This window comes from Actinocatenispora rupis (genome assembly GCF_016861975.1).
GTDB classification, from domain to species: domain Bacteria; phylum Actinomycetota; class Actinomycetes; order Mycobacteriales; family Micromonosporaceae; genus Actinocatenispora; species Actinocatenispora rupis.
Window position 1 is genome coordinate 211556 of the sequence record NZ_BOMB01000007.1, and the last position, 17570, is coordinate 229125.

General features: G+C 71.9%; 17 protein-coding genes. 8 read left to right on the forward strand and 9 right to left on the reverse strand.

Going from position 1 to position 17570, the window contains the following annotated elements; translation table 11 throughout:
* The first annotated feature begins 20 nt into the window (after nucleotides 1-20).
* From abmR to Aru02nite_RS06570, 5 genes are all read left to right on the forward strand, one after another.
* Entirely contained in the window at nucleotides 21-605 is a 585-nt protein-coding gene (abmR, locus tag Aru02nite_RS06550) for an ATP-binding transcription factor AbmR (RefSeq protein ID WP_203655689.1), read from the forward strand.
* 189 nt (nucleotides 606-794) lie between these two features.
* Nucleotides 795-1565, forward strand: coding sequence for an isoprenyl transferase (locus Aru02nite_RS06555; protein WP_203655691.1), 771 nt, complete (start codon nucleotides 795-797; stop codon nucleotides 1563-1565).
* Nucleotides 1566-1790: 225 nt separating this feature from the next.
* The gene (phoH2, locus tag Aru02nite_RS06560; RefSeq protein WP_239076450.1) at nucleotides 1791-3119 is read left to right on the forward strand and encodes an RNA 5'-3' helicase PhoH2; all 1329 of its coding nucleotides are present in this window, start codon (nucleotides 1791-1793) and stop codon (nucleotides 3117-3119) included.
* Between the two features lie 308 nt (nucleotides 3120-3427).
* Complete coding sequence (locus tag Aru02nite_RS06565) at nucleotides 3428-4126, forward strand: aggregation-promoting factor C-terminal-like domain-containing protein (RefSeq protein WP_203655695.1); 699 nt, start codon at nucleotides 3428-3430, stop codon at nucleotides 4124-4126.
* A gap of 106 nt (nucleotides 4127-4232) precedes the next feature.
* The gene (locus Aru02nite_RS06570) at nucleotides 4233-4925 is read left to right on the forward strand and encodes a rhomboid family intramembrane serine protease (RefSeq protein WP_203655756.1); all 693 of its coding nucleotides are present in this window, start codon (nucleotides 4233-4235) and stop codon (nucleotides 4923-4925) included.
* Here Aru02nite_RS06570 and glpX read toward each other — a convergent pair.
* Nucleotides 4922-5941 (reverse strand): class II fructose-bisphosphatase, encoded by a 1020-nt coding sequence (gene glpX / locus Aru02nite_RS06575; protein WP_203655697.1) that lies wholly within the window; start codon nucleotides 5939-5941, stop codon nucleotides 4922-4924. The two genes, Aru02nite_RS06570 and glpX, sit on opposite strands and share 4 nt — an antisense overlap.
* 172 nt (nucleotides 5942-6113) lie before the next feature.
* Here glpX and Aru02nite_RS06580 point away from each other — a divergent pair, with 172 nt between their 5' ends.
* Nucleotides 6114-6674: a DUF4245 domain-containing protein gene (locus Aru02nite_RS06580; RefSeq protein WP_203655699.1), complete on the forward strand. Its 561-nt coding sequence runs from the start codon at nucleotides 6114-6116 to the stop codon at nucleotides 6672-6674.
* 85 nt (nucleotides 6675-6759) lie between these two features.
* Here the strand turns inward: Aru02nite_RS06580 and Aru02nite_RS06585 are convergent, their stop codons facing one another.
* Together Aru02nite_RS06585 and xseA are read right to left on the reverse strand one after the other, a co-directional pair.
* Complete coding sequence (locus Aru02nite_RS06585; protein WP_203655701.1) at nucleotides 6760-6969, reverse strand: exodeoxyribonuclease VII small subunit; 210 nt, start codon at nucleotides 6967-6969, stop codon at nucleotides 6760-6762.
* Between the two features lie 5 nt (nucleotides 6970-6974).
* Nucleotides 6975-8192, reverse strand: coding sequence for an exodeoxyribonuclease VII large subunit (gene xseA, locus Aru02nite_RS06590; RefSeq protein ID WP_203655703.1), 1218 nt, complete (start codon nucleotides 8190-8192; stop codon nucleotides 6975-6977).
* 137 nt (nucleotides 8193-8329) lie between these two features.
* Here xseA and Aru02nite_RS06595 point away from each other — a divergent pair, with 137 nt between their 5' ends.
* Nucleotides 8330-9334: a 4-hydroxy-3-methylbut-2-enyl diphosphate reductase gene (locus Aru02nite_RS06595; protein ID WP_203655705.1), complete on the forward strand. Its 1005-nt coding sequence runs from the start codon at nucleotides 8330-8332 to the stop codon at nucleotides 9332-9334.
* 175 nt (nucleotides 9335-9509) lie between these two features.
* Here the strand turns inward: Aru02nite_RS06595 and Aru02nite_RS06600 are convergent, their stop codons facing one another.
* The 3 genes from Aru02nite_RS06600 to Aru02nite_RS06610 all read right to left on the reverse strand — a co-directional run bounded on the left by Aru02nite_RS06600 (nucleotide 9510) and on the right by Aru02nite_RS06610 (nucleotide 12846).
* Nucleotides 9510-10955 carry a M6 family metallopeptidase gene (locus Aru02nite_RS06600; protein WP_203655707.1) on the reverse strand — a complete coding sequence of 482 codons (1446 nt, stop codon included), beginning with the start codon at nucleotides 10953-10955 and terminating at the stop codon, nucleotides 9510-9512.
* A gap of 144 nt (nucleotides 10956-11099) precedes the next feature.
* Nucleotides 11100-11513, reverse strand: coding sequence for a nitroreductase family deazaflavin-dependent oxidoreductase (locus Aru02nite_RS06605; RefSeq protein ID WP_203655709.1), 414 nt, complete (start codon nucleotides 11511-11513; stop codon nucleotides 11100-11102).
* Between the two features lie 58 nt (nucleotides 11514-11571).
* A complete protein-coding gene (locus Aru02nite_RS06610) occupies nucleotides 11572-12846 on the reverse strand; it encodes a DNA recombination protein RmuC (RefSeq protein WP_203655711.1) in 1275 nt (424 codons plus the stop codon).
* Nucleotides 12847-12968: 122 nt separating this feature from the next.
* Here Aru02nite_RS06610 and Aru02nite_RS06615 point away from each other — a divergent pair, with 122 nt between their 5' ends.
* On the forward strand, nucleotides 12969-13733 hold the full coding sequence (locus Aru02nite_RS06615; RefSeq protein WP_203655713.1) for a hypothetical protein: 765 nt from the start codon (nucleotides 12969-12971) through the stop codon (nucleotides 13731-13733).
* Between the two features lie 17 nt (nucleotides 13734-13750).
* On the opposite strand, the gene Aru02nite_RS06620 is transcribed toward Aru02nite_RS06615, so the two are convergent.
* The 3 genes from Aru02nite_RS06620 to valS all read right to left on the reverse strand — a co-directional run.
* A complete protein-coding gene (locus Aru02nite_RS06620; RefSeq protein WP_203655715.1) occupies nucleotides 13751-14350 on the reverse strand; it encodes a DUF1707 SHOCT-like domain-containing protein in 600 nt (199 codons plus the stop codon).
* 40 nt (nucleotides 14351-14390) lie between these two features.
* The gene (locus Aru02nite_RS06625) at nucleotides 14391-14993 is read right to left on the reverse strand and encodes a lytic polysaccharide monooxygenase auxiliary activity family 9 protein (RefSeq protein WP_203655717.1); all 603 of its coding nucleotides are present in this window, start codon (nucleotides 14991-14993) and stop codon (nucleotides 14391-14393) included.
* Nucleotides 14994-15339: 346 nt separating this feature from the next.
* The coding region (gene valS, locus Aru02nite_RS06630; protein ID WP_203655719.1) for a valine--tRNA ligase at nucleotides 15340-17570 on the reverse strand (2231 nt) is incomplete at its 5' end.

Consider the following 17570-nt stretch of genomic DNA (forward strand, 5'->3'; position numbering starts at 1 on the left):
CAGACGTTCGGGGAGGAACGATGCACGGAAAGGGGCCCTGGGGGCCGTACCGGGGATGGGGTCGCGGGCGCGGCGGGCAGCAGCCCGAGCCGCCGGCGGCCGACGACGCGGCGGCGTGGGTGGCCGGTCGCGTACCGGACGAGTGGTTCACCGAGCCGCCGACGGTGACGGTGGACCGGGACGAGGTGGTGATCGTCGGCACGATCGCGCCGCCGGAGCTGGCGGCCGACGCGTCCGACGCCGACCGGGCGGCCGCCGAGCAGGGCCGGATCTCGCGCTTCCGCGAGCAGACCCGCGACGCCCGGATCGGCATCGCCCAGCAGATCGAGCACCGGTACCGCCGGCACGCGGCCTGGGGCGCGAGTTGCGGCACCAGCAGCGAACTGTTCACGACCATGTCCGTACCGGTGATGACGCGGCTGAGGCAGCCGGAGCGCAAGGTGCTCGACACGCTCGTCGACTCGGGCGTGGCCAAGTCGCGTTCCGAGGCGCTGGCCTGGTGCGTACGGCTGGTCGGGCAGCACGCCGACGCCTGGCTCGGTGAGCTGCGCGAGGCCATGTCCGAGGTGGACAAGCTGCGCCGGCAGGGCCCGGACCTCGGCTGACCGCGACGCTCCCGCCGGGGTACGGCCGGCCCGGCGGGAGTGCGCGACCCTGGCGTCCCGTACCGGCTGACGGGTGTGGTCCGGGGTCGGTGCGCCGGGAGTACCGGGCACGCGCGGGCTGCGCCGTTCGTCGGTACCGGGCGCGGTACGTTGCTTGCGTCGCCGCCGGGTCGGCGTACTGTGCCAGCCGTGAGCCTGCGCAATCTCGTCTACAGCCTGTACGAGCGACGGCTCCGCGCGGGCCTTGCCGGAAAGCAACTGCCGCACCACGTCGCCGTGATCATCGACGGCAACCGGCGCTGGGCCAAGGCGATGGGCTTCGACGACCCGAGCCGAGGGCACCAGGTCGGCGGGCAGAAGATCGAGGAACTCCTGCACTGGTGCGACGACCTCGGCATCGGGCACGTCACGATCTACATGCTGTCCACGGACAACCTCAACCGCCCGGTCGAGCAGCTCGAACCGCTGCTCCAGGTGATCGAGACGGTCGTGACCGAGCTGTCCGCGGACGGCCGGCCGTGGCGGGTGCACGTGGCGGGCGCGCTCGACATCCTGCCGACGCGTACGGCCGAGGTGTTGAAGACGGCGGAGGAGCGCACCGTCGACCGTACGGGCGGGGCCCGGGTCAACGTCGCCGTCGGGTACGGCGGGCGCCGGGAGATCGCCGACGCGGTCCGGTCGCTGTTGCAGCAGCATGCCCGCGCCGGTACGACGATCGAGGAACTGGCCGAGGTGCTGGACGTCGACCACATCGCCGAGCACCTGTACACGCGGGGCCAGCCGGACCCCGACCTGATCATCCGTACCAGCGGCGAGCAGCGCCTCTCCGGCTTCCTGACCTGGCAGTCGGCGCATTCGGAGTTTTATTTCTGCGAGGCGCACTGGCCGGACTTCCGGCGCACCGACTTCCTGCGCGCACTCCGCTCGTACGCGAACCGGCAGCGCCGGTACGGGGCATGACGGACGCGTGACATCGGCGTGACACGCGCAGTGCGTGACCGTCCGCTACTGGCCGTACCCGGAATTGATCGCTAACGTCTGAATCGTGGCGCGGGGACGACCCGCCTACCCGGGAGGCCCGGATGCGACGTGTGTTGTCACTCGGGCCGGCACCCGGCCCGAGTGCGGGCGGGTACCGGCAGACGTCCGAGCGAAGGGCGCGGTGCACGCCCACGGAGCACGCCTGTGAGCACTCGTCGTCGTAGCAGCAAGGCCCCCGTCCCCGGTCGGCGTACCTACGTCCTCGACACGTCGGTGCTGCTGTCCGACCCGTCAGCGTTCCGGAGGTTCGCGGAGCACGCGGTCGTGCTCCCGCTCGTCGTGATCGGCGAGCTGGAAGGCAAGCGGCACCACCCCGAGCTGGGCTGGTTCGCGCGTGAGGCACTTCGTCTGCTCGACGACCTGCGGCTCACGCACGGCCGGCTGGACGAGCCGATGCCGGTCAACGACGCCGGCGGCACCGTCCTGGTCGAGCTGAACCATTCCGACCAGGCCGTCCTGCCGCCCGGTTTCCGTACCGACACGAACGATGCGCGGATCCTCGCCGTCGCGCTCGCCCTGCGGGCCGAGGGCCAGGACGTCACCCTCGTCACGAAGGACATGCCGCTGCGCGTCAAGGCGGCGTCGGTCAGCCTGGCCGCCGACGAGTACCGGCACGGGCAGGCGCAGGATCCGAGCTGGTCCGGGATGGCCGAGGCGGACCTGACCGAGGAGGAGATCGGCGCCCTGTACAACGGGGAGACCGTCGACCTCGCCGCCGCGCGCGAGCTGCCCACCCACACCGGTCTGGTACTCAGTTCGCCGCGCGGGTCGGCGCTGGGCCGGGTACGTCCGGACAAGCACGTACAGCTGGTGCGGGGCGACCGGGAGGCGTTCGGGCTGCACGGCCGGTCGGCGGAGCAGCGGATCGCGCTGGACCTGTTGCTGGACAACGAGGTCGGCATCGTGTCGATGGGTGGCCGCGCCGGCACCGGGAAGTCGGCGCTGGCGTTGTGCGCGGGCCTGGAACTGGTGATGGAACGCCAGGCGCACAAGAAGGTCGTCGTCTTCCGCCCGCTGTACGCGGTGGGTGGCCAGGAGCTGGGCTACCTGCCGGGCAGCGAGGCCGAGAAGATGTCGCCGTGGGCGCAGGCGGTCTTCGACACGCTGGGCGCCGTCTCGTCGAAGAACGTGATCGACGAGGTGGTGGACCGCGGGCTGCTGGAAGTGCTGCCGTTGACGCACATCCGGGGCCGGTCGCTGCACGACTCGTTCGTGATCGTGGACGAGGCGCAGTCGTTGGAGCGCGGCGTACTGCTCACGGTGCTGTCCCGGATCGGGCAGGGGTCACGCGTCGTACTCACGCACGACGTCGCCCAGCGCGACAACCTCCGCGTCGGCCGGTACGACGGGGTCACGGCGGTGATCGAGACGTTGAAGGGCCATCCGCTGTTCGCCCACGTCACGTTGACGCGTTCGGAACGTTCCCGGATCGCCGAAGTGGTAACGGATCTGCTGGAGGATTTGACCCCCTGAATCCCCCTCGTACGGGGGAACCCGAGTGACCGTACGCCCCGATCGCCCGTTGTTCCGCGCATGGAGCAACGGGCGATCGGCCGTCCGTACGATGACTCTCCGTCGTTGGACGGGTCTGGCCGGGTCACGTCGTTTGCCACTGCCGGTGACGACTACCACTTTCTGTGGAGTCCAGCCTGGCGTGTCGTGTTCCGGTGCGTCAGGGTGGTACGCCGAGCCGCGGCCACGCGGTGTCGCGCGTCGCCGGACCCTCGGCGGCCCGGCGCCGGCCGCACTCACTTCCCCTGTCCCCGGCGAAGGGAAACCGCGTGAACCGGGCTGCGACGAAGATGTCCGTTCGGCTCGTCGCCGTTTTCGTGCTGGTCGTCGGCCTCGTCGCCGGCGCGTACCTCGGGATCAACCGCCCTGGCGCGGCCAACACCACCGAGGTGGCACAGCAACAGGTCGTCGGCGACCCGGCGGACCCGATCGAGGAGCAGCAGCAACAGCACGCTGCGACCGACGGGTACCGGCAGCAGCAGATGCGCGACGAGGCCAGCCGTAGCGCCTCCCGCGACGCCCGGCGCAAGGCCGCGGCCGGCGGCGAGCACGCCGCGACGGTCGCGCAGGACGCCGACGCCGCCAAGCAGGACGAGCAGAAGAAGTCCAGCAGCAGCGGCAGCGGCAGCACCGTCAACGTCGGCCCCATCCCGACCTCCTGCAAGGAGTACTCGGGCAACAAGGCCACCGGCTGCACGCTGATGCTGCAGGCGGGCTACCAGATCGACCAGATGGCGTGCCTGTCCAAGCTCTGGGACCGGGAGAGCGGGTGGAACGTCCACGCGCAGAACCCGTCCGGGGCGTACGGAATCCCGCAGGCGCTGCCCGGCGACAAGATGGCGCAGTACGGCTCGGACTGGCAGGACAACGCCGCCGTGCAGATCAAGTGGGGTCTCGGGTACATCAAGGACCGGTACTCCTCGCCCTGCGGCGCCTGGCAGCACTCCGAGAGCACCGGCTGGTACTAGCCGATCCGCCGTCGCCCATCGGGGATGTCCCCGATGGGCGACGTGGCGTCTGCCTGGTACCAAGGTAAGAGTGACCGAGCTGACGCAGGTACGTGACGACGACCCGATGCGCTTCGGGACGACCTCGTTCTACGCGTCGATCGGCCGGGCGTTCCTGGCGATGTGCGCGTTCATCCCGGTGCTGTGGGCGATCGAGGGGCTGGACACCCTCCTCGGCGGCGCGCTCGACCAGGACGGCGGGATCCGGCCGCGGTCGCTGGCCGGCGTCGACGGCATCGTCTTCGCGCCGTTCCTGCACGCCAGCTTCACGCACGTACTGGCCAACAGCGTGCCGCTGCTGCTGCTCGGCACGTTCGTGCTGGCCGGTCAGTTCAAGCGGTTCCTCTGGATCACCGCGTTCATCGCCCTGATCAGCGGGTTGACCGTGTGGCTGTTCAGCCCCGGCAACACGCTGACCGTCGGCGCCAGCGGCGTCATCTTCGGCTACCTGGGCTACCTGCTGCTGCGCGGGTTCGTGGAGCGGCGCTGGTGGAGCATCGGGGTCAGCCTGCTGATGGGCCTGCTGTTCGGCTGGCAGCTCATCGGCGTACTGCCCGGCGAGGCGCACGTCTCGTGGCAGGGCCACCTCGGCGGGTTCATCGCCGGACTGGTGGCGGCGATCCTGTTCCGGCGGCCGCGGCCGAAGCGGCCGAAGCCGGCGGAGTCGGCCAAGGACCCGACGCTCACCCTGCCCGGGAGCCTGTCGGACACCGCGACCGATCTCGGCACGACCGTCCAGCTCCCGGGCAGGACGGGCTAGTCCTCCTCGATCGGCGCTCCGTCGAAGTCGACCATGGCGTACTGGCTGAGCTTGGCGAGCTTGTGGTAGCCGTCGATCATGCGGATCGTGCCGCTCTTGGAGCGCATGACGATCGACTGCGTGGTGACCCCGCCCGAGCGGTACCGGACGCCGCGCAGCAGGCTGCCGTCGGTGACCCCGGTCGCCGCGAAGAACGCGTTGTCGCCGGCGACGAGGTCGTCGGTGGTGAGTACGCGGGACAGGTCGTGGCCGGCGTCGATCGCCTTCTGCCGCTCGGCGTCGTCCTTCGGCCACAGCTTCGCCTGGATGGCGCCGCCGAGGCACTTGAGGGCGCAGGCGGTGATGATCCCCTCGGGCGTGCCGCCGATGCCCATGAGTACGTCGACGCCGGACTGCTCGCGCGCGGCCGAGATCGCGCCGGCCACGTCGCCGTCGGAGATGAAGTGGATCCGCGCCCCGGTCTCGCGTACCTCGGCGACCAGCCGGTCGTGCCGCGGGCGCTGGAGTACGCAGACGGTGACGTCGGAGATGCTGGTGCGCTTGGACTTCGCGATCCGGCGCAGGTTCTCGCGTACCGGGGCCTCGATGTCGATGCAGTCCGCGCAGTCCGGGCCGACGGCGAGCTTGTCCATGTAGAACACGGCGGACGGGTCGAACATCGCGCCGCGCTCGGCGACCGCGAGTACGGCGAGGGCATTGGGCATGCCGGCGGCCATCAGCGTGGTGCCGTCGATCGGGTCGACCGCCACGTCGACCTCGGGGCCGGTGCCGTCGCCGACCTGCTCGCCGTTGTAGAGCATGGGGGCGTTGTCCTTCTCGCCCTCGCCGATGACCACGACACCGCGCATCTGGATCGAGTTGATGAGCTGGCGCATCGCGTCCACGGCGGCGCCGTCGCCGCCCTCCTTGTCGCCGCGGCCGACCCAGCGGCCCGCCGCCATCGCCGCCGCCTCCGTCACCCGGACGAGCTCCAACGCCAGGTTCCGGTCCAGTACCTCTCGGGATCGTTCGGACATGCTGTCCCCCTCGCCAGTTCGCAGCCTCTGGCGCTGATCCTGGCAGACCCGTACGGCTGGTGTCCGGGCGCCGCCGCACTGTGTCGCCTGGCGGTACCTCCGGGCGGTGCGGTGCGGCACGGCGCGCGGCCCCGGTGGTGGCGGTACCGCACCGATCGGCCACCATGGAGGCGTGGCGGCAGCTCTGTACACCGACGACGGCGGTAGCGCGGCGCCGAAGGCACGGCGGCGTGGCGGCACCTGGCGCGACATGGTCATCTCGATGGCCGTGCTGCTGGTGCCGATCATCATCGCCCTCGCCGTCTGGCGGTACGTGAGTTCCGGCAACGAGGTCAACACGGTCGATCCGACCTCGACCATCCAGCAGGCGCGGCAGACCGGGCACTTTCCCGTCGCCGTACCGACCGGGCTCGGTGCCGACTGGAAGGTCACCAGCGCCGCGAACGACGTGTCCGGCACCACCCAGACCCTCCGCCTGGGGTACGTCACGCCCGACGGCGGGTTCGCGCAGGTCGTCGAGAGCAACCAGGACGCCGCGAAGCTGCTCGCCGGTTCCGTACCGGAGGGGGCTCGGCCGACCGGGGCGGTGCGGATCGGCGGACACGACTGGTCCCGGTACACGGGGCAGAAGAGTCGGGCGGTGCTCGCCCTGCTCGAACCGAAGCGCACGATCCTGGTGGTGGGCCAGACCAGCGACGCCGAGCTGCGTACGTTGGCCGGCTCGCTGCGCTGACGCCCGCTGCCGCTCACCGCTACCCCGCGGATGCGGGCCCGGTCAGGTTGCAGGCGTCAGCGGCGGTGGCGCGGGCGGCGGGCCGTCAGGACTGGTCGGCGCGGGCGGCGCGGGCCGCGTCGAGACGTTCGCGGGCGCCGTCGAGCCAGCGCTGGCACACGTCGGCCAGCTTCTCGCCGCGCTCCCACAGCGCCAGCGACTCCTCCAACGAGGTGCCGCCGGCCTCCAGCTTCTCGACCACCGTGGCGAGTTCGGCGCGGGCCTGCTCGTAGCTGAGGGAGCCTTCGTCGGTCACCCGGCTCACTCTACGGTGGCGGCGAGCTCGCCGTCCGCGAGGCGTACCCGGAGGCGGTCGCCGGTGGTCACCTCGTCCGGGGTGCGGAGGACGGCGTCGTCGGCGGCGCGCTGCACGATCGCGTACCCGCGCTGCATGGTGGACAGCGGCGAGAGGCTGCGCAGCCGGGCGAGGGTGTGGGTCAGGTCGTTGCCGGCGACGTCGAGGCGGTGGGTGAGGCAGCGGGCGGCCCGGTCGCGCAGCCCGTCGACCTCCTCGCGCCGGCCGTTGAGCAGCGTCTCCGGTTTGGCCAGCGCCGGCCGGGACCGGACGTTCGTGAGCCAGCGGCGTTCGGCGTCCAGGAAGTGGCCGACCGCCCGGTCCAGCCGGTACCGGGCCTGGTCGATGAGGCGGCGTTCCTCGGCGAGGTCCGGTACGACCCGCTTGCCGGCGTCGGTCGGCGTCGAGCACCGTACGTCGGCGACGAAGTCGACCAGCGGCGTGTCCGTCTCGTGCCCGATCGCGGACAGCACCGGCGTACGGCAGGCGAACACGGCGCGGCACAGCGCCTCGTCGGAGAACGGCAGGAGGTCCTCGACGCTGCCGCCGCCGCGGGCCAGCACGATCACGTCGACCTCGGGGTCGCGGTCCAGGTCGGCGAGCGCGTCGAGGATCTGCGGCACCGCCGTCGGCCCCTGTACCGCCACCGTACGGAGCTCGAACGCCACGGCCGGCCACCGCGCCGCCGCGTTCTCCCGTACGTCCCGCTCGGCGGCGCTGGCGCGGCCGGTGACCAGGCCGACCTTGCGGGGCAGGAACGGCGGGCGCCGCTTGCGGTCCGCGGCGAACAGACCCTCCGCGGCAAGCGCTTTCTTGAGCCGTTCGAGCCGGGCCAGCAGCTCGCCCAGGCCCACGTGCCGCAGCTCGTCGGCGCGCAGCGACAGGCTCCCGCGGCCGGCGTAGAACTCGGGCTTGGCGTGGACGACGACCCGGGAACCCTCGCGCAGCGGCGGATCGCACGCCTCGAACGTGTCCCGGTAGCACGTCACCGACAGGCTCATCTCCGCCGACGGGTCACGCAGCGTCAGGAACACCAGGTTCGCGCCCGGCCGCCGGCTGACCTGCGCGACCTGCCCGTCCACCCACACCCAGCCCAGCCGGGCGATCCACGCGGAGATCTTCTGGCTCACCACCCGGACCGGCCAGGGCTCCTCCGGACTCGTACGCACCTCGTGTTCTGCCACCCCGCGAGCCTAGGCCGTGGCGTACGCGATGGTGGTGTCCGGCGGTCCGGTCGGGGCGTCCCGTGCGGTTGTGCACGTCCTGTGGAGGAACTCACGCGAACCGGTCGGTGCCCCGGGGGCCGAACTAGGATGGCGGCATGAGCGCAGACCGCAGCCAGCCGGCCGGTACGACGGCACCCACGGGCGACCGGGCCAAGCGGGTCCTGCTCGCCAAGCCGCGGGGATACTGCGCGGGCGTGGACCGGGCGGTGGAGACCGTCGAGCGCGCCCTGGAGCTGTACGGCGCGCCCATCTACGTACGGAAGCAGATCGTGCACAACCGGCACGTGGTCGAGACGCTGGAGCGGCGCGGCGCGATCTTCGTCGAGGAGAACGCCGAGGTCCCCGAGGGCGCCACGGTCATCTTCTCCGCCCACGGCGTCGCCCCCGAGGTGTACGAGCAGGCCAAGCAGCGCAACCTGCGCGCCATCGACGCCACCTGCCCGCTGGTCACGAAGGTGCACCAGGAGGCCCGGCGGTACGCGAAGGACGACTACGACATCCTGCTCATCGGCCACGAGGGGCACGAGGAGGTCGTCGGCACCAGCGGCGAGGCGCCCGAGCACGTGACGCTCGTCGACGGGCCCGACTCGGTCGACGACGTGACCGTGCGCGACGAGTCCAAGGTGGTGTGGCTGTCGCAGACCACGCTGTCGGTGGACGAGACGCTGGAGACCGTCGAGCGGCTGCGCACCAAGTTCCCCGGGTTGCAGTCCCCGCCGTCCGACGACATCTGCTACGCCACGCAGAACCGCCAGCAGGTCGTCAAGCAGATCGCCGCCGACTGCGACGTGCTGCTCGTCGTCGGCTCCCGCAACTCCTCCAATTCGGTACGCCTGCGCGAGGTCGCGCTGGAGGCCGGCTCGCGCTCCGCGTACCTGGTGGACTTCGCGGCGGAGATCGACGACGCCTGGTTCGACGGCGCCACGACCGTCGGCCTCACCTCCGGCGCCTCCGTACCGGAGGAGCTGGTCCAGCAGGTCCTCGCGCACCTGGCCGAGCGCGGCTTCACCGACGTGGACGAGGTGACCACGGTCGAGGAGCGGCTCACGTTCGCGCTGCCCCGCGAGATCAAGAAGGACCTCGCCGCCCGCAACGCCTGACCTCTCACCCCGCGCCGTCGCCGGCCGGATCCCTTGGTACTGCACGGAAAGCGGGGTCAGTCGTCGTCGTGGCGGGCGCCGGCGAGTGGTCGCTGCCGGTCGTACTCGGCGCGGCATCGCTCGGACGTGGCGGGGCCGGGAGCCCGCGGCGTGCGGAGTCCCGGCCCCGTCCGCGTCAGGAGACGTTGACGGCGGTGTCGTCGAGGACGAACGACGTCTGGAGCTTCGAGCCCTCGGTACCGGTGAAGCGCAACGTCACGGTCTTCCCCGCGTACGCGGCAAGGTTGACGGACTTCTGCGCGTACCCGGAGTTGGCGTTGAGGTTGGAGTACGTGGCGAGGTTGGTGGTGCCGGCCGAGGTGACCGCGTCGAGCTTGAGCGTGTCGTACGCGGTGGTGCCGGTCTCGGCGGTGTCGATGTGCAGCCAGTACGAGAAGGTGGCGGTGGTGCAGCCGGCGGGGACGGACACCTGCTGGGACAGCGTGTCGGTGTGCGCGGTGCCGTACCCGTCGAGCCACGCCTTGTACGAGCCGGTGTGCGCGGGCTCGCCCGGGTCGTTCGTGATGACACCGGAACTCGCGGTCCAGGTCGACGAGCCGCTCTCGAAGCCGGCGTTGCCGAGCAGCTGACCCTGCGTGCACGTGCCGGTGCCGCCACCGCCGCTGCTGGTCGCGCCGCCCAGCCAGGCGGTCGCGTTCAGGGCGAGGGCGGCGTTGCTGTTGGTGTTCCAGCCGTCGTACAGGGTGTTGCCGGACTGGCCGGTGCCGTCGTCGATCGTGGAGCTGTCACCCCAGACCGCGACCCGGCCGCTGCCGAACGTACTGGTGGCGAAGAACGATCCGGTGGTGCCGCCCGCCGTGGCGGTCGACTGGTAGACGAGGCCCTTGACGTTCGCGTTGTCGGCGGGCTTCAGCGTCTGCGTGGTCCCCGAGTTGATGCTGGACGACGTCACGTCACCGAAACTGCCGTGCAGCACCGGATTCGTACTGTCGGAGATCGCCTTCGGGGTGTCGCTGGTGATGTTCTTGACGTCGATCGCGAAGCCGAACGGGTCCGACGAGTCGACGCTGTTGTTCGTCATCAGGTCGTTGAGCACGCCGACCGAGTCGATGCCGTCGTTGTTGCGGTCGCTGGCGTTGTGGTCCGAGATCATGAACAGCCCGCCACCGGCCTGCACGAACTTCATCACCGCGGTCTTCTCGGCCGCGCTGAGCGCCACGTTCGGCTCCGGCAGGACGAACACGTCGAAGTTGGCGAGGTCGAGCGCGCCGCCCCCGCCGTACGTGATGGTGCCGGTCGACAGCGTCTTCAGGCTGTACCCGCCGGTCTTCTGCAGCGCGACACCCCAGGACGACAGGGCGCCCGTCCAGTCGGTCTCCGACTGCGGGTTCGCGTTCTGCCCCAACGGATCCGGCTGCGACGTACTGATGATCCAGTCGGCGTTGCCGGCGGTCTCCGCCTTCGTGTTGTCGAACAGCACCCGGACGGGGCTGCTGGCATCCGGGGCTGCGGCGTGCCGGGCCGGCGCGGCGCCGGCACCGGTGGCGCCGGCGAGCAGGCCGGCGACGAGGGCGGCACCGCCCAGCAGTGCGACGGTCCGCGGTCTGTTCGTCAAGCGCATGGGAACCTCCCTGGCCGTGAGGGGAACAGGCCAGGATAAGTGCACCCAGGCATCGACAACAGGGGTGAAAGTGACTGTTCACCCCGACGCGGTCGCACCGGTACCCACCGGTGGCAACCGCCCGGCTCGTGGCGCCTCGACGACTCAGTCGGTACGCCGGGTGAGGGCGACGACCGGGATCTCCCGCTCCGTCTTCGCCTCGTGCTCGGCGAAGAACGGGTACGTCTCCTTCAACATCTCCCACGTACGGGCCCGGTCGTCACCGGTCAGCGGCACCGCGGTCCCCTCGTACGTCTCGTCGGGCAGCTCCACGGTGACCCGCGGATCGGCGACCAGGTTCCGGTACCAGTCGGGGTGGTGCGGGGCGCCGACGTTCGACGCGATGACGAGGACGCGCTCGCCGTCCCGGTGGAACATCATCGGCGTGGTACGCCGCAGCCCGCTGCGCACCCCGGTCGTCGTCAGCAGGACGATCCGCTCGCGGTGCAACGGCGGATCCAGCTCGGCACCCGCCCGGTACTTCGCGATCACCTGACGGTTGATCTCCTTGACGTCCATCACGCCAATGTATTGCGCCCCTGTGACACCCGGCCGCCGTACTCGGAACCGAACGGCGTCAGGGGGAGCGGCGCGCCTCCGGTTCGGCGTCGTCGAGGCGGTGTCGCGGATCCGGCACCGACACGCTGTCGCGCGCGACACGCGGCAGCTCGTCGAACGCCACCAGCGCGGCGTGCTCGCTGGCCACCAGCTCCGGCGCCTGCACCTGCCGCGGCCCCAGCTCCACCTGCGGCGGCGCGCCCAGCGCCTCGGCCGTCTCCGCCTCGCTCGCCACCCCCAGGTCGGCGAACTTCCGGGCCGTCACCAGCACCCGGCTCTCCAACGACCCCACCGTCTTGTTGTACGCGGTGACCGCGCCGGACAGCGCCCCGCCGAGCTTCGCGACGTGGCTGCCCATCGTGGCGAGCCGCCCGTACAGCTCCTTGCCGAGGCGGTGCACCTCGGCGGCACCGGCGGCGAGCGCGTCCTGGCGCCACGCGTACGCCACGGTGCGGAGCAGCGCGATCAGGGTGGCCGGGGTGGCGATGACGACGTTGCGGGCGAAGCCGTGCTCCAGCAGGGTCGGGTCGCGTTGCAGCGCCGCGTCGAGGAACGTGTCCGCCGGGACGAACAGCACCACGAACTCCGGCGCCGTCTCGAACGCCGACCAGTACGCCTTGGCGGCGAGCTGGTCGACGTGCGCGCGCAGGTGCCGGGCGTGCGCGTCGAGCTTCGCCTTCCGGGCCGGCTCGTCCCGCGCCTCCATCGCCTCCAGGTATCCGGTGAACGGCGCCTTCGCGTCCACCACGACCTGCTTGCCACCGGACAGCCGCACCACCAGGTCCGGCCGTACGACGGCGTCGTCGGTGGTGGCCGTGACCTGCTCGCCGAAGTCGCAGTGCTCGACCATGCCGGCCGCCTCGACGATGCGGCGCAGCTGGTGCTCGCCCCACCGGCCGCGGACCTGCGGCGCCCGCAGCGCGGCGACGAGCTGCCCGGTTTGCGTGCGCAGCGCCTCCGACGACCCGGCGACCTCACGCAACTGCGTCCGCAGCTCCGCGTACGCCCCGACGCGGGCGCGCTCCATCTCGGCGAGCTGCGACTCGTACTTCGTCAGCGTGTCGCGGAGCGGGTCGACCAGCGTGGACAGGGTGTGGCTCTGCTCGCGGGCGGCGTCGTGGGTGAGCGACCGCAGCGACTGCTCCAGCCGCTGCTCCCCGTCGCGCGCGGCGGCCAGCCGCTCCTCCAGCCGGGCGGTGTCGGCGGCGGCCCGGGACCGGGCGAAGAGCACGCCGATCGCGGCGCCCGCGGCCAGGCAGATCAGCGCGACGAGGAGGGTGACGGCGACGTCCATGCCACGAGGATGCCTGTCGGGTACGACGATTTCACGCACCGGCGCACCGACGTGTCCGGGCAAACCGGTCGCCGCCACCGGCTCACAGGTAATGCCTGGGCAAACCCGGGTACCGTCGAATCATGGTGACGTTGGTTCTGGTCGTGGTACTCGTGGTCCTCGTGATCGGGGGCGTCGTGTGGTGGCAGCGGACCAGCAGGCGCCGCGCGGAGTCGGCTCTGGCGGACGCCCGCGCCGACGCCCAGCGGTGGTACGAGCGGCTCGGCGGCCAGGTGATGAACCTGACGGCGAACGACGACGCCGCCGTCAAGCAGGCGTTGGTGGACGCCGGCGAGCGGTACAACGCGGCCGGCAGCCAGCTGGACCAGGCGAAGACGACGAAGCAGTTCGAGCTCGCCGGCCACACCGCCCTGGAAGGGCTCTACTACGCGCGAGCCGCTCGCGTGGCCATGGACCTCGACCCGGGTCCGGAGCTGCCGCCCATGCCGGGCCAGCGCGCGGCCGGTGAGCTGACCAAGGACCGCGACGTCACCGTCGAGGGCAAGGAGTACCGGGCGCGCCCGCGGGCCAGCGACGACACGCCGTACTACTACCCCGGTGGCATGGTCGGCGGCCGCCCCGTCCCGTCCGGGTGGTACTCGGAGCCCTGGTGGAAGACGGCGCTCGTCGCGGGCGCGGCCGGAGTGGGCACGGCGCTGCTGTTCGACGCGTTCTTCAGCCCGGGCATCGGCTTCGGCGGCGGCGGGTACGACAGCGGTTTCGCGGACGGCGTCGACTACGCGGAGAGCCACGACGGCGGCGGTGACGCCGGCGACGGTGGTGACGGCGGCGACGGCGGGTTCGACTTCGGCGACTTCGGGGACTTCGGCGACTTCGGCGGCGACTGACCGCCGCGCGGAGCCGGTCAGGAGTGGTGGGGGCGGCGCACGTCGACGCCGCCCCAGAACGCGAAGCCGGTGATCCGCACACACGGCCCGGTGCCGTCGCCCGGCCCGCTGGCCGCGTCGTCGAAGCCGCCCATCAGGCCGACCCCGTCGATCCGGACGTCCATGCCCTCCGGTACGAGGATCTCGATGCCACCCATCACGGCGTACGCCTGGATGGTGGTCTCGTCGGCGGAGAACCGGGCGTGCCGCAGGTCGAGTACGACGCCGCCCATGAACGCGACGGCGATCTGCGTGCGCGGCACCAGCCAGTCGCCGCGGCGCGCCGGGCCGCTCCAGATGCCGAGGACGGCGCGTGTCGCGTCGTCCCCGTCGTACGCGTGGGCCGGGCGCCGGGGTGCGGTGACCCCGGGCAGGTCGGCGACGATCGGCGCCAGTTCCCCGTACGTCTTCGCCGAGTACGCGGAGTCGAGCCGGTCGCGGAGTTCGTCGAGGGAGAGGCGGCCCTCGCCGGCGGCCTCGTGCAGGGCCTGCGCGACCCGTTCCCGGTCGGCGTCGGAGGCGCGCATCGCCTGCCCGTCCGCCGGTACGGCCGGGGTCCGGTCCGCCTCCTCCGCCACGATCCGAGCGTATCGGTGGCCCCGGCCGGGCGAGGCCGGCTCAGCCGAAGTCCACGTCGCTGCACTGGTAGAAGGCGTTCGCGGTGTCGGCGATCGTCCACACCGCGAGGATCAGCTGCCGGCCGGACTTGCCGCCGGGCATGGTGCCGGTCTGGCTGACGTCCGCGGGCGGGACCGCGTCGCCGCCGTCGACGGTCAGGAACGGTTGCGGCTCCAGCATGTCCCGGGTCAGCGGCTTCGCCGGGTCGTACGCGTCGCTGGTGACGAAGTACTCCCACTTCGTCGTACGGTGCTGCGCCGTCAGGTGCCACCGGAACGTGTACGACTGGCCGCCGGTGACGTGGTTGACGGGCCAGCCGGTACCGCCGCGGGGGTCGTCGAGCTGGGCGAAGTCGGCGTGGTCGCCGGCGCAGATGTGCCCGTCGGACGGCCCGGCGGCCGGGAATCCCTTGGGCGCCTCCACACTCTGCGGCTCGTACTGGATCTCGCCGCAGTCGCCGACCGTGCCCTGCGCGCAGTACTCGGCGCGGCTGACGGGGGCGGTCGTGTAGCCGTGCGCGTACGAGGGGCTGGCGGCGAGGACGGCGAGTCCGGCGGCGGTGGCGCTCACGGCGCCGAGTCGGAGCACGTGTCTGATCCGCATGATGGCTCCTTTGCGAGGGGTCGCGGCGCGCCGGAGGGCTCGGCGTGCCGGTGGTCCGCCGCGGCGGCCGGCCCGCCGTCACGGCAAACAGGAAAGCTTCTTAAGAGAAGCACAACCCCCGCGAAAGGTCCAGACATCCGTCAACGCCGCAAACCAACCCAACCGGACACGGGCGACCGTGATGACGCGGATTCCCTTGCGGCACAAGGCTTCCAGCGCGACGGCGCGACGGCGCGACGGCGCGATGGCGCGACAGCGCGACGCGGTGACGGGGTGACGGCGCGACAGCGCGACGGGGTGACGGGGTGACGGCGGCGCGCCGGGTGGCCGGCGCGCCGCCGGTGGGTCAGAACGTGCAGGAGACGGTGAGCTCGGCCGCCGCGTCCGGATGGAACTCCAGCTTCTCGACGTGGCCGGCGGCGACGAGGTCGTCCGCGGCGAGCCGCAGCGCCTCGACCGTCGGTGCCGGGCCGGCGATCTCGACGAGCGGGATCTCGGCCCGCATCGACAGCTTCCGCTCCGACTTCGCCTTGCGGATCCGGCGCAGCGCCTCGCCCACGGCGGCGAGCCGCAGGTCCGTCGTCGCCGACCCGAGCACCGGGCGCAGCTCGTACCCGGTGGGCCAGGGGGCGCGGTGCACCGAGCCGTACCGCCACCACGACCAGACCTCGTCGGTGACGTACGGCAGGATCGGCGCGAACAGCCGCAGCTGCACCGACAGTGCCCAGCCGAGCGCCGCGCGGGCCGAGGTGGCGGCCGCCTCGCCGCGCTCGCCGTACGCGCGTGCCTTGACGAGTTCGAGGTAGTCGTCGCAGAACGTCCAGAAGAACCGTTCGGTGGCCTCCAGCGCCGCGGTGTGGTCGTACGAGCGGAACGCCGCGGTGGCCTGATCGACCACTGTGGACAGTTCGGTGAGCATGGCGACGTCGATCGGCTCGGTGACCACGGACCGCAGCGCGTCGGCGGACCCGAGGTTGAGCACGAACCGGCTGGCGTTGAGCAGCTTCGTGGCGAGCCGGCGGCCCACCTTCATCACGTTCTCGTCGAACGTGAAGTCGGCGCCGGGCCGGCCGCTCGCCGCCCAGTACCGCACGGCGTCCGGTCCGTACCGGTCGAGGAGGTCGGTGGGGCCGATGGCGCGGCCCTTCGACTTCGACATCTTCTTGCGGTCGGGGTCGAGGATCCACCCCGAGATCACCGCGGTACGCCAGGGCAGCGCGCCGTGCTCCAGGTGCGAGCGCACCGTCGTGGCGAACAGCCAGGTACGGATGATCTCGTGCGCCTGCGGCCGCAGGTCCATCGGGAACACCCGGTCGAACAGGTCGTCGTCGACCTCCCAGCCGCCGGCGATCTGCGGCGTCAGCGAACTCGTCGCCCAGGTGTCGAGCACGTCCGGGTCGGCGACGAAGCCGCCCGGCCGGCCGCGCCGCTCCTCGGAGTACCCGTCGGGGGCCTGGCTCTGCGGGTCGATCGGCAGCTGGTCCTCGCGCGGCAGGATCGGCGCGTCGTGGTCGGGCGTGCCGTCCTCGCGCACCGGGTACCAGACGGGGATCGGCACGCCGAAGAAGCGCTGCCGGCTCACGAGCCAGTCGCCGGTCAGCCCGGTCACCCAGTGCTCGTACCGGTGGCGCATGAACTCCGGCACCCAGGCCAGCTCCCGCCCGCGCGCCAGCAGTTCCTGCCGCAGCGGCAGGTCACGCCCGCCGTTCCGCAGGTACCACTGGCGGGCGGTGACGATCTCCAGCGGCTGCTCGCCGTACTCGTAGAACTTGACGGGGTGGGTGATCGGGCGTGGCTCGCCGACCAGGTCGCCCGACTCGCGGAGCAGCTTGACGATGCGGCGGCGCGCCGCGTTCACGGTGAGGCCGGCGAGCTGCGCGTAGTGGAAGCCGGCGCCGGGGGAGTCGAGGCCCTGCGGCACGTCGTACCGGATGCGGCCGTTGCGGCCGATCACCGAACGGATCGGCAGGTCCAGCTCGCGCCACCAGATCACGTCGGTCAGGTCGCCGAACGTGCAGATCATCGCCAGCCCGGTGCCCTTGTCCGGGTCGGCCAGCCGGTGCGTGCGCACCGGCACCGGCACCTCGAACAGCGGCGTACGAACCAGCGACCCGGCCAGGTGCCGGTACCGCTCGTCGTCCGGATGGCAGACCAGCGCCACGCACGCCGGCAGCAGCTCCGGCCGCGTGGTCTCCACGTACAGCGGGTCGCCTGGGTCGTCGTCCTCCGGGTCGGTCGGCCCGGCGCCCAACCGGAACACCAACCGGTGGTACGCACCGGGCTTCTCCCGGTCCTCCAGCTCCGCCTGCGCCACCGCCGTGCCGTACGTGACGTCCCACAGCGACGGCGCCTCCGCCTGGTACGCCTCGCCCCGGCGCAGGTTGCGCAGGAACGCGCGCTGGCTGGCGGTACGCGCCGCCGCGCCCACCGTCGTGTACCGCTGCGCCCAGTCGACGGACAGCCCGAGCCGCCGCCAGACCTCCTCGTACACCAGCTCGTCGTCGGCGGTCATCCGCTCGCAGAGTTCGATGAAGTTGCGCCGGGACACCGCCGAGGTACGCGGTCCCGCCGAGGCGG